Origin of the sequence: Haloferax litoreum, from assembly GCF_009674605.1 — an archaeon.
Lineage (GTDB): Archaea > Halobacteriota > Halobacteria > Halobacteriales > Haloferacaceae > Haloferax > Haloferax litoreum.
The window spans coordinates 2,790,362-2,802,344 of record NZ_WKJO01000001.1 but is presented as its reverse complement, the minus strand read 5'-3'; the positions used below and the strand labels follow the sequence as shown (position 1 = coordinate 2,802,344).

General features: G+C 60.7%; 11 protein-coding genes. 3 read left to right on the top strand and 8 right to left on the bottom strand.

Annotation, left to right across the window (positions count from 1 at the left end; translation table 11 throughout):
* The first annotated feature begins 14 nt into the window (after positions 1 to 14).
* Positions 15 to 2,276, top strand: a complete 2,262-nt coding sequence (locus GJR96_RS14455; protein ID WP_191965873.1) for a PAS domain S-box protein — start codon at positions 15 to 17, stop codon at positions 2,274 to 2,276.
* A gap of 24 nt (positions 2,277 to 2,300) precedes the next feature.
* Here the strand turns inward: GJR96_RS14455 and GJR96_RS14450 are convergent, their stop codons facing one another.
* Positions 2,301 to 3,098: an RIO1 family regulatory kinase/ATPase domain-containing protein gene (locus GJR96_RS14450; RefSeq protein WP_151163569.1), complete on the bottom strand. Its 798-nt coding sequence runs from the start codon at positions 3,096 to 3,098 to the stop codon at positions 2,301 to 2,303.
* A gap of 39 nt (positions 3,099 to 3,137) precedes the next feature.
* Positions 3,138 to 3,575, bottom strand: a complete 438-nt coding sequence (locus GJR96_RS14445; RefSeq protein WP_151163568.1) for a universal stress protein — start codon at positions 3,573 to 3,575, stop codon at positions 3,138 to 3,140.
* Between the two features lie 117 nt (positions 3,576 to 3,692).
* On the opposite strand from GJR96_RS14445, the gene GJR96_RS14440 reads away from it, so the two are divergent.
* Positions 3,693 to 4,835 (top strand): acyl-CoA dehydrogenase family protein, encoded by a 1,143-nt coding sequence (locus GJR96_RS14440; protein WP_151163567.1) that lies wholly within the window; start codon positions 3,693 to 3,695, stop codon positions 4,833 to 4,835.
* Positions 4,836 to 4,886: 51 nt separating this feature from the next.
* Here GJR96_RS14440 and GJR96_RS14435 read toward each other — a convergent pair whose 3' ends face one another.
* Complete coding sequence (locus tag GJR96_RS14435; RefSeq protein ID WP_151163566.1) at positions 4,887 to 5,336, bottom strand: FlaD/FlaE family flagellar protein; 450 nt, start codon at positions 5,334 to 5,336, stop codon at positions 4,887 to 4,889.
* A 329-nt stretch (positions 5,337 to 5,665) separates the two neighbouring features.
* On the opposite strand from GJR96_RS14435, the gene GJR96_RS14430 reads away from it, so the two are divergent.
* Positions 5,666 to 7,762 (top strand): histidine kinase N-terminal 7TM domain-containing protein, encoded by a 2,097-nt coding sequence (locus GJR96_RS14430; RefSeq protein WP_151164066.1) that lies wholly within the window; start codon positions 5,666 to 5,668, stop codon positions 7,760 to 7,762.
* Between the two features lie 66 nt (positions 7,763 to 7,828).
* Here the strand turns inward: GJR96_RS14430 and GJR96_RS14425 are convergent, their stop codons facing one another.
* From GJR96_RS14425 to cheY, 5 genes are all read right to left on the bottom strand, one after another.
* Positions 7,829 to 8,923, bottom strand: coding sequence for a hypothetical protein (locus GJR96_RS14425; protein ID WP_151164065.1), 1,095 nt, complete (start codon positions 8,921 to 8,923; stop codon positions 7,829 to 7,831).
* 145 nt (positions 8,924 to 9,068) lie between these two features.
* A complete protein-coding gene (locus GJR96_RS14420) occupies positions 9,069 to 9,572 on the bottom strand; it encodes a FlaD/FlaE family flagellar protein (RefSeq protein WP_058573636.1) in 504 nt (167 codons plus the stop codon).
* A gap of 219 nt (positions 9,573 to 9,791) precedes the next feature.
* Positions 9,792 to 10,301 (bottom strand): chemotaxis protein CheD, encoded by a 510-nt coding sequence (locus GJR96_RS14415; RefSeq protein WP_151163565.1) that lies wholly within the window; start codon positions 10,299 to 10,301, stop codon positions 9,792 to 9,794.
* A 24-nt stretch (positions 10,302 to 10,325) separates the two neighbouring features.
* Positions 10,326 to 11,510 carry a chemotaxis protein CheC gene (locus tag GJR96_RS14410; RefSeq protein WP_151163564.1) on the bottom strand — a complete coding sequence of 395 codons (1,185 nt, stop codon included), beginning with the start codon at positions 11,508 to 11,510 and terminating at the stop codon, positions 10,326 to 10,328.
* Positions 11,507 to 11,875, bottom strand: coding sequence for a chemotaxis protein CheY (cheY, locus tag GJR96_RS14405; RefSeq protein WP_151163563.1), 369 nt, complete (start codon positions 11,873 to 11,875; stop codon positions 11,507 to 11,509). The genes GJR96_RS14410 and cheY overlap by 4 nt, the downstream gene beginning before the upstream one ends.
* Between the last annotated feature and the right edge of the window lie 108 nt (positions 11,876 to 11,983).

The window sequence follows — 11,983 nt, the reverse complement described above, 5'->3', positions numbered from 1 at the left end:
CGGTTTCTTCCGCATTGCCTGCCATCCTCGGCGCCGTTGCACTCCTCGTCGGGTGGGAGCACGCACAGGACGGCGAACCGCTCGTCGGCCTCCTACTGAGCGTCTTGCCGATGGTACTCGTCGGTGTCGGCCTCGTCTTTGCGGGCGTCTTCTTCTATCAGAGTACGCTTTCGACGACCAGAGTCTGGCACCTCGACGCGTGGCTCGTTGCAGGTGCACTCGTCGGTGCGGCCATCGGTGGTCTCTTCGTCTCGTATCAGCAGATACACGGCGCCACCATCGTCCACGCGAACTATCTCATCACCAATACAGTCCTCGGCGGCGCGGGCATCAGCACGACGCTCGGTTATTCGACGGTGTTGCGGTCGGCGGAGTCCGAGAAACTGGAGACGACCGGCGAGATTCTCGACACCGTCCGGGAGATAAATCGCCAGATTGCGACGACCGACGACCGCGAGACACTCGAACAGGCAGTCTGTGAGACACTCGCCGAGGCAGACCCCTACGTCTTCGCGTGGGTTGGTGACGTCGAAGACGACGAACTCGTCCAGCGGGCGTCTGCCGGCGTCGAAGACGGATACCTCGATAGCATCACGATTACCGTTACCGACGGACCGACCTCCCGTGGGCCAGCAGGGACTGCCGCCCGAACGCACGAATCGGCAGTCATGCAAGACATCCACGAAGACCCGGCGTTCGAACCGTGGCGCGACGCGGCACGCGAACGAGGATACCAATCGAGTATGGCCGTCCCCCTCGTCTACAACGGGACGCGCTACGGTGTCCTCTCCATCTACGCAGACAGAAAATCTGCGTTCGACGGGCGTGAGCGTGCAATCCTCGAAGAGGTCGGAGATACGCTTGCCAACTCGATTGCGGCGGGCGAGACACGACACCGTGAGGCCAGATTACTGAACAGTATGGACGACATAGTCGTCGTCTACTCGCTCGAACGCGGTGAGATTCTGGGGGCGAACACCACGGGATTCGGCCGCCTCGAATACGACGAATCTGTCCTCCTCGGCGCACATCTGTCGTCGTTCGTCGTCGACTTGGACGAAGACAACTGGTTCCACGACGTGGAGTCGTCTGACCGGTTCGTCTTCGAGTCGACGTTCGAGACTGCAAGCGGTGAGACGTTCCCCGTCGAAGTGAGTGCCGTCTCGATACAGTACGAAGGAGAGCACGCGATGCTCACGCTCGCTCGCGACATCACGAGTCGACGAGAACACGTCCGAACGCTCCAGACCTACAGGGAAGCCATCGAACACGCTGGGCACGCCATCTACATCACTGACACCGACGGCATCATCGAGTACGTGAACCCTGCGTTCGAGGAACAGACGGGGTACACCGAACAGGAAGTCGTCGGGGAGACGCCGGCGTTGCTCCAGTCTGGTCGGTACGACGACGAGTTCTACGACGACCTCTGGGAAACGATACTGGACGGCGAACAGTGGCACTACGAGGGGATGGTCGACGCCCGAAAGGACGGGTCGGAGTTCTACGTCGACCAGACGATTGCACCAATCGTCGTCGACGACGAAGTCGTTCGGTTCGTCGCCATCAACCGCGATATCACCGACCTCAAAGAGTACCAACGGACACTCGAAGACCGGAACGAACAGTTAGAGTTGCTCAACGAAATCGTCCGACACGACATCCGAAACGACATGCAAATCGTCCTCGGGATGAGTCAACTGCTCGAAGACCACGTCGACGAAGACGGACGCGGTCAGTTGGCGTCTATCACCGAAAAGTCGGACCACGTCGTCGAACTGACACAGACCGTCGGAGAGTTGATGGCGACACTCCTGACTGACGAAACCGACGGGACGACTGCAATCTCACTCACCCACCCGCTGAACGCGGCAGTCGACGAACTCGCCCACGCGAACCCCGACGCGGATATCCGCATCGAGGGTGAAATCCCGTCGACACCGGTGTGTGCAGACGAGATGGTCGAATCGGTCTTCAGGAATATCTTGAACAACGCTATCCAGCACACTCGGGCCGACGTTCCCGAAGTGGTAGTGTCCGCGACAGAAGGCGACGGCGACATCACCGTCCGAATCGCAGACAACGGGCCGGGAATCCCCGAATCACAGCGCGACGCTATCTTCGGCAAAGGCGAACGAGGGCTCGAAAGTAGCGGGACGGGACTCGGATTGTACCTCGTCCAGACGCTCGTCGACCACTACGGAGGGAGCGTCACCGTCAGCGACAACGACCCATCTGGAGCGGTCTTCGAGATTCGACTCGAGAAAGCAACGTAATCCGACGACACGCACGCTGGACCGTCACGTGACCCGCTTTTCTATCTCGCCTTTGAGCGCCGCCGCGTCGAAGTCGTGGTCGGGACGGATGTTGACGAAGTCGAGGAAGTCGACGGCGTCGAGGAGTTCGGTCGGTTCGTACACCGTCGCCGCGGCGACGACAGCGTCCCTCGCCCCGACGAGTGGTTCGAGGGCCGCCAGCGCACACGCTAAGTCGTACGAACGCGCGTCGTGCATCCCCTCGTCGTTGACGTTGGTCGCGTCGATGAAGTAGATGCCATCGTCGCGGACGAGGACGTTCTCGGCCCGCAGGTCACCGTGGGCGAGGTGGTTGTCGTGCATCTTGTGGAGGGCAGAAAAGAGGTCCGGTGCGAGAGAGAGGACTTCCTCTCGCGGTGCCGTATCGAGCGTGTGGAAATCCGGCAGGTACTCCAAGACGAGGACACCGAGCCCTTCGACTTCGAACGCTTCGACCGGAGCGGGGGCGTTCAGTCCGATTTCACGCAGATGCTTCGTGGCTTCGAGTTCGTGTTCGGCCATCTCGAGCGGTGTCCCAAAGTGTTCGAAGAACCCCTCGGTTCCGCTGGAGAACGCACCGAGGTTTCGTCCGGTCGTAAACAGCGCGTGGACGAGCGAGTTCTGCCGGGAGATGACTTTCACGAACCACTCGTCGTCCACGACCATCGGTGTCGAGAGCCAGTTGTCTGCTTCGAGAAAACGAACGTGGAGGGGCTGGCGGTCGTATCGTCGCGTTAGTTCACGGACGACAGCCTCGAGACGAGGCCACCCGACACGGCCACGGACGAGCCGACGGAGGTCCATGAACCCTCGTATGACGAGGGATGGCTTAACGTCGTGGGCTCACTCCGGTTCTTGTCGGACGGTCAACACAGGGACGGGTGAACTGCGGACGACCCGTTCGGCGACGGACCCGATGAGGTAACGGTCGAGGCCACTCCGGCCGTGGGTTCCCATCACTACCAGGTCGATGTCGTCTCGGTCGGCGAATTCGAGTATCTCGCTCTCGGGTGTTCCTTCCGTGACCGTCGTCTCGACGTCGATGCCGGCAGCACGGGCCGTGCGTGCGACGCGTTCGAGGACGTCCCGTCCGCTATCGTGCAGTGCGTCCCGGACCTTCCCGAGAGAGACGGCGGGCGCGGCGTGACCGACTTCCCGAACGTCGGCGACGTAGAGTGCGTGAATCGTCGCGTCGTACATCTCGGCGTGGTCCAGTGCGTGGTCAAGTGCGGCGTCGGCACACTCGCTCCCGTCGGTCGGAAAGAGGATGTGAGAGTACATACGAGACGGTCGTTCTCGAAGGGTGAAAGAAGCGGTCGGACGTTCCCACACACTGAGAGCCCATAATCATCATGGTCGTTCGATTGGTTTATGTCCCGTTCGGCGATAGTTGCTCTCATGGACTTCGACCTTCCGGCGGAACACCGGATGATTCGTGACACCGTCCGCGAATTCTGCGAAGAGGAAATCGCACCTATCGCGCAGGACATCGAGGACGAACACCGGTTCCCCGCGGAGATTTTCGACCAGTTGGCCGAACTGGACGTGATGGGCGTCCCCATCAGCGAAGAGTACGGTGGTCTCGGCGGTGACCAGTTGATGTACTCGCTCGTCGTCGAAGAGTTAGGACGCGTCTCGGGGGGCATCGGCCTGTCGTACGCGGCACACGTCAGTCTCGCTTCGAAACCCTTCGAACTGTTCGGAACCGAAGCACAGAAAGAACAGTGGCTCCGCCCCCTCGCGACTGGTGAACACATGGGTGCGTGGGCACTCACGGAACCGGGGTCGGGAAGTGACGCGAGCGACATGGACACGGTCGCCGAGAGAGACGGCGACGGCTACGTCATCAACGGAACGAAACAGTTCATCACGAACGCGAACGTCGCCGGGTCGGTGCTCGTCAAGGCCGTCACGGATCCCGGTGAGGGGTACGACGGCATCTCTACGTTCATCGTCGACCCGGAGAACGACGATGGGTTCGAAGTGACCACTGTGTGGGACAAGATGGGTCTCAACTGTTCGCCGACGTGTGAACTCTCGTTCGACGACTGTTGGATTCCCGAAGACCGTCTCCTCGGCGAGGAAGGAGAAGGCTGGAAGCAGACGATGAAGACGCTCGACGGCGGACGCATCTCGATTGCGGCCCTCTCTGTCGGCCTCGCACAGGGTGCGTACGACCACGCGAAGGAGTACGCCGGCCAGCGCGAACAGTTCGGACAACCGATTTCGAAGTTCGACGCGATTCGCGACAAACTCGTCTCGATGTATCGCAAGACCGAGCGAGCACGCCTCCTCACTCACAAGGCGGCGACGAAGTACGACGCTGGCAATCGGGTGAGCCAGGAGTCCGCACTGGCGAAACTCGACGCCTCGGAAGCGGCACGAGAAGTCGCCGAAGACGCAGTCCAAGTCCTCGGCGGGTACGGGTACACGACCGACTTCGCGCCGCAACGATACTACCGCGACGCGAAGTTGATGGAGATTGGAGAGGGGACGAGCGAGATTCAGCACCTCGTCATCGGCCGACAACTCGGACTCTGAAACGGTCGCTGTCGAACAGCGAACTGGTCGACCTTCGCTCTCGCTCCGACGTCAGTCGTCCTCGTCGTCCATCGACGCGAGTCGGGCGATGTACGAGAGACTCTGGACGTGGTCTTCTTCTGTCGGTGCGTCTTCGAAGTCAGACGGCACGGTGAAGGAGAGAATTCGCTCGTGAATCGTGTCGTGGGGGTCGTCGCCAATCCAGCCGATGTCTCGGTAGTACGAGACCATGAGGAGTGCCCCGCGCCCACCGAGACGTTCGACGAGGTGGACACACCAGTCGAGGAGTACGTTCTCGGCGCGCGGTGTCCGTGGAATTGATTCGAGGTACACGTCGCCGTCTGAGGTTATCATCGCCGTCGTCGCGAGGAGCCGGTGGTAGACGGTCTCGCGCCAGGTGTGGTCCACAGGGTCGTCGACCCAATCGAACGACGCATCGCTCCTTCCATCGACAGCGTGGTGGAGTTCTGCAACGTCGTGATGTCTTGGGTCGAGCGGCATCTACTGGTGGTTCTGTATCCATCCCGATTAAGCGTTCGGGCCGTTTGGATATAATGTAGGTTAATAGACAAGAATGCGAAGGCGACCCTTCGTGAGTGAGTAGTTTAACTATCGATAACTGTGTGAGGAGTCACGAGACACTCTCTCGATAGCGAAATTCTCTCTGCGTAAATAGCGAGTGTAGTTCTCGGACGAGTAGTATCAGAATCGATATCTGGGACGAACTGCTTAAGTCACGGACACGAGTCACGTGTACTGTCGCACCGATGTGATATTCATCGGAGATGACTGAACGGACGAGAGTTACAGATGTGTTCCACACCCCACTCATGACCAACCTCGGACTGTCACCATACGTGTATGCCCTGTTCGCTGCAGGCATCCTCGCAGGTGTGGTCTCGGTCGTCGTCCTGGGGCGGTTTCGACTCTACTCTCGTCGCGTTCGGTTACCGTTCGCGATTCTCTCACTCTCGGCGGCTATCTGGGCGACTGCGTACGGTTTCTCTCTCCTCGCCTCGTCACCGAGTGCAGCACGGCTGTACGTCGAAGTCGCGTGGGCGAGTGCCACGCTCGTTCCGAGTTCGTGGCTGGTCTTCACCATCGTCTACGCCGGTGAGGCACAGAACCTCACGCGGCGGACCGTTTCCCTCCTCTCTGTCGAACCGGCGGTCGCGATTGCCCTCACGCTGACGAACCACTTTCACGGCCTCTTCGTCTCACCGATGCTTCTCCAAACAGGGTTCGCCGAGAGTCTCTCAGTCGGTGGAAGTCCGCTGTTCATCCTCCACGTCGTCTACACGGCCGGTGTCTCGACCGCAGGCCTGAGTATCCTCGCGAAGACGGCACTCGCGAGTACCGGTGTCCACAAACGACAGGCAGGACTGCTCACCGCGATGGGTGCAATCCCGATTGGAACCTTCGCAACGACGCTGTTTTGGCGGCCCGTCGCTCCGCTCGACCCGACGCCCATCTCGTTCGGCGTCAGTTCTGTACTCGTCCTCTGGGCGTTACTTCGGTACCGACTGTTCGACATCACGCCCATCGCTCGGAACGCCATCCTCTCGGAGATGCGGGACGCAGTCATCGTCCTCGACGACCACGATAGGGTCGTCGAGTCGAACGGTGCTGCGTCGGCACTCCTCGAACACCCCGTCTCAGAGTGTATCGGTCGACCCGTCCTCGACGTCACTCGCCGACCGTCGGAAGTGCGAGCAGTCCTCGAAGGCCGTGACCGCGTCGAGACGACTGTCGAGTCCGAGGACGAACAGCGATACTTCGAGGTCAGGTGCGGACCCGTCGGAGAACAGACCGAGAACCGTGCCCAACTGCTCGTCTTCCACGACGTGACCGACCGTCGGCGGACCGAAGAAGAGTTCCGCGCACTCATCGAGAACTCTCGGGACGTCATCACGGTCCTCGACGAGTCGGGCATCCGCAAGTACACGAGTCCGTCGATGGGCGACGTACTCGGCTACACTCCAGAATCGCTCGTCGGAGAACACGTCGAAGGCCTCGTCCACCCAGAAGATAGAGAGATGGTAATGAGTCGGTTGAACGAGGCTATCCACGGTGACGGTCCCGTCCGGGCCGAGTTCAGGATTCGACACAACAACGGCACGTGGCGTCGCTTCGAGACAGTCGGGGTCAACCTCCTCGACGACCCCGCAGTCGGTGGTATCGTCCTGAACTCTCGTGACGTGACCAACCGCTACCGGTACGAACAACGACTCAGAGTCCTCAACCGTGTGTTGCGCCACGACCTGCGAAACGACATGAACGTCATCCTCGGCCACGCAGACCTCCTGCTCGACGAACGCATCCCCGCCGAGTCGAAAGACCACGCGCGGACGATAAAGCGCAAAGCACGGTCACTCGTGGAACTCGGAGAGCAGACCCGACAAATCGACACCACCCTCGACCGGGAATCTGACGGCCTCACGCCGGTCGAAATCGTCGACCGAATCGAGACACAACTCGACGACATCGAGTCCGATTATCCACGAGCGATTATCCACCGTGACCTCCCCGACGAGCAGTGGGTCTACGCCGACGACCTGGTCGAATCGGCACTCAAGAATCTCATCGACAACGCGCTCGAACACAACGACCGAATCCTTCCCGAAGTCAGCGTCACCATCGAATCGTCTGCCGTCACCGAAGACTTCGTCGAGATTCACATCACCGACAACGGTCCGGGGATTCCCGACGCCGAGTTGACGGTCCTCGAATCGGGGACGGAGACGCCACTCCAGCACATAAGCGGCCTCGGCCTGTGGTTGGTCCACTGGATTATCGACCGCTCGAACGGCCGTCTACAGTTCGCTGAGAACCAGCCCAGAGGGACCGTCGCAATCGTTCGACTTCAACGGTGGGACAAAGCGGTGACGAACACTGAGCAGGCGTCCGTGGAGACACAGACCGACTGACGCCGCGAGCCAGAGACTAGGGAACCCGTTCTTCGAGAACGTACCTGACGGCGAGAGAGAAGTCGCTCAGCGAGTGGCGGCGAGTCGTTCTGCGAGACGGTAGGCACCTTCGGCAGCGGCGACTTCGGGGTGGTCTGCGGTGACTGCCGTCACGTCTCTATCGAGTTCCTCACTCAATCGACTCGCCAGTTCGTCGGCGAGGCCGGGGATGCAGGCCATCCCACCAGTGACGACGAGCGGTCGGGTGACCGACAGTTGGTACGACCGCATGTGCTGGGTCGCGAGTCGCGAGAAGAACCCGGTCGTGAGTTCGTCGACGACGTCGTCGAGGTAGGCGTCGAGTGGCCCCATCAGCCCACGTTCGACGGTGAACTCCTGTTCGCCCTCCTCGGGGTGGTCGAACACGTCGGTGAAGGGTTCGAACGAGTCGAAGTCGGCGTACGTCTCTTTGTACTCGCGGGCGGTGGTTCGGGCGAGTTCCACCCGGCCGTCCGTCTCGTCGTCGATGGCGTCCACGATAGCCTGGTCGACGTCGTTTCCGGTTGCGGCGGCAGTCGAGAACGGCGCGAGTCGTTCGCCGTGTCTGTACCCGGACGCTTCGAGCGTGGTCGCGCCGAGGTTGATGGCGGCGAATATCTGGTCGATGGCCGAGAGGTCGTCACCGACCGCTGGAATCGACCCACAGAGTGACTCGGGGAACCCGCGGGTGACCGCGTCACCGATGTCGCTCGCGTCGACCATGGTGTTGAAGTTGGCGAGACCACAGTCGTCGTCGACTGCGGGAATCGCGAACACGACGGCACTGTCCGCCGGCAGGTCGTGAGCCTCACAGAGTTCTGTGAAGAACCGCTCTGTCAGTTCCGCTCGCTCGGCGTCACCGGGAACGCCGCCGTCGAGGAAGTACATCGTCTTGTCCGGGTACTTCGCTTCGGCGTCTTCACCGTAGTAGAACTGGTTCGAGTTCTCGGGGACTGCGAGACACGAACGGGTCTGCACCGTCTCCGGGTCACCATCCTCGTCGGCGTAGACGAAGACGGTCCTCGCGCTTCCGAGTTTGACGCCGATTGGCGTCGGTGTCGTGGCGCTGTCGTCGGCGGTTGCGGCTGCGGAGTCAACGGTTGAGGCTGCGGAGTCAACGGTTGAGGCTGCGGAGTCGGCCATACTATCTGGCACGTCCGAGTCGACGGCGTTGTTTGTCATTCGTTACCACCTGTGTGGGACGTGGAAGGATATGTCGAAGTGGTCAATCATAGCAGTTTAGCTCGTTTGTCACAAGGAGAGACCGATACCGGGACCGGAACCGTCGTTACACCATCGACGACAGGCGCGCGACGTAGACGAGGCTCAGCAGGTGGTCGTCGACGTCGAGGTCTGTCGCCTCTTCGACTTCCGCGGAGAACCCGAGTAAGTAGTCTCGAAGCGTCTCTTCGACGTCAGAGGTGAGCCATCCGACCGTCTGATAGTACCGGAGGGCGTCCATCGCCCGCTTGAACCCTCCCTTGAGGACGAGGAACTCGAGCCAATCGAAGACGACGCGTTCGGCACCGTACTTGTCGGGAAGTGACCGGAGGTACGGCTTTTCGATACCGTCGTCGTCGTCACCACGTGATTGGTGGACGAGCAGTTGCTCGAGTTGGCTCGACCGAAGCGCCTCCGATGCGGGTTCCCGACTCCGGTCGAACAACGGGTTGTTGAAGCGGAACGGACTCCGGTCTTCGAACCGAGAGTCACCGTTCCGTCGCTGTTGCGGCGAATCGCGGGCGATGCGTCGAATTTCGTCTGGGTCGTAGTCGTCCGGGTCCAGGTACATAGGTCACCTCGTGTTCGGGACGGTACGACGTCCCCCAAGTCCCCCGACTTGGGTTGGGTAGCGCAGAACGCTACTCGAGATGTCACACGCGAGCATCGTACCGTTTCGGTGAGAGAATTCGAAGCAGGCGACATAAATCTACCCGAGCTGTTATCAGCGTTGATATCGAGAGCGCAGTAGAGTCGAATAGGACTGCGTCGACACCGAAAGAACTGCAGGTCAGAGAATTTGGTCGCCCGCCTTCGCGCTCCGAACACGCAGGTCGCCGGTCGACGTGTCGAGTTCTAACGACCGGCCGTGGTCACCGCCGACGTCCATGGCCACGATGTCGATGCCGAGTCGTTCCAGCGTCTTTCGTGCCGACTCGACGTTTCGGTCTCCGATACTCGCCCCGCCGTTGGCCGAAGTGAAGTCGAACATCGTGCTCCCCCCGGCGAGTTTCGCGACGACTCGGGTCGGGTCGGCGCCGGCGTCTTTCATCTCCGAGAGCAACGACTGGATTCCAGTGTCTGCGAACTTCGCCGGGTCACCGCTCGGGTCCGCTTCTGGAAGCATCGCGTGGGCGAGTCCAGAGACGCCCGAGTCGGGGTCGTAGAGTGCGACGCCGATACAAGACCCAAGACCACTCGTCGTCAGGGACCCCCCGTCGCTGTCGACGGCGTAATCGGCGATTCCGACTTTGATTCTGCCAGACGTCGACGTGGGTGTGTCCGTAGTGTAAACTTGCATTACTGGGGTGCGTCCGGGGCCAGATTAGGCCGCCGGGGAGAGTTGTTCGAGAGCCTTCCGCAACTCGTTCTCGTCCGGGAGTGCGTAGATGTCGCACGTGAACTCGTCGTCGTCTGTCCGGATGGTCGAGTCGATGAGGAACGCGTACTCTTGTGACTGGGCGAGGTCTGTCGCCAACGGGTCGACGATTGCTGACCCGATGTCGTGGACGTGCCTCGGTGGTGAGATCTCGATGGTCGTCTCCAACGCGTTCGCCCACCCATCGAGGAATCCCGACGTGACGATGTTCCCAATCTCCTGAATAGCGCTCTGCCGCATCGCCTCGTCTGCTTCCATGCCCGGAAGGAGCGAACTCGCGATGTTCTCGGCGGAGGGTTCGTCGAAGAGGATAGCGATGTATCCGCTCGGCGTCCCGGTGAACTCCAAGACGACACCGCGGCGGACGCCGTCCGTCAGCGACATCGGAACACCTTCTATCGGAACGAAACTCAGGCGACTGACCTCCACCGCAGTGTCGATGCCCGTCATCGCGGTGATGTCGTCTGAGGCCTGATTCGCTCCGTCACAAATCATCTCGGAGAACGCGGCGAACGACTCGACGGGGAGTGCACCGTCGTCACCACTGGCCTCGACGATGGTTCCAATCGACTGTGACGTCGGGACCATGTAGAGGTCGAATCCAATCGCGTCGTCTGCCGCTTCGAGTTGGTTGCGGAAGACGAGGATTCGCTCGTCGTCTTGGTGTTCGAACCCGTCGGTCTCGACTTCTTCGAGTGGACCGCCGCTGTCTTCGTCGACGTACGTTGGCGTCGTGATATCGATAGACGTGTCGAGGTAGTCGGCCCACCCGTCGATGAACCCACCGAGCATGATGTTGGCGACTTCCTTCAGACTGCTCGCGGCGAGTTCGCCGTCGCCGCTCGTCGGGTCCATCCCGGGCACCAGTGCGTCGACTAACCGTTCGGCAGACTCGGGTGAGAAGGCCAATATCGTGCGCCCATCTAATCCACCGCTGAATCCGATGTTGACACTGACCAAGTCTCGCTCGGCGAATTCGTTTTCGACGTCCGCCTTCGTGCCGAGTTCGACCTTCGTGACGTTGACGTACGTATCGATGCCGGCGAGGGTGGTCAACGACCCTGCGGCCTTCTCGGCGCCCGAGTGGGCGAGTCGGCTGAACGTGCGAAGCGACCGTACGTCGAGGTTCATGCCTCGGCCTGAATTACGTCGGCGATGGCCTGGAGGACGTTCGGCTTCTGGAACGGCTTCGTAATGTATCCGTCCGCACCGGCCTCGACGGCCTCTCGCATCTTTTCTTCCTGACCCACGGAGGTGCACATGATGACAGACGCACCCGGGTCTTGCGACTTGATTTCTGACGTGGCTTCGATGCCGTTTCGAATCGGCATGACGACGTCCATCGTGACGACGTCCGGGTCGAGTTCTCGGTAGAGTTCGACCGCCTCGACGCCATTCTCTGCCTCGCCGACGACTTCGTGTTCGCCCTCTAAGAGTTGTTTGAGGAGGTTCCGCATGAACGCAGAGTCGTCCACGACCAGTACCTTGCTTGCCATACTTCCAGATTTCCAAAAATCAGACTATAAAGCCTTCCACCCCATTATCAAGGCTGATACGAGTTGTGGTCGTGGTTCCACTGTGGACCCAGATGAGTCGGGCGGTAG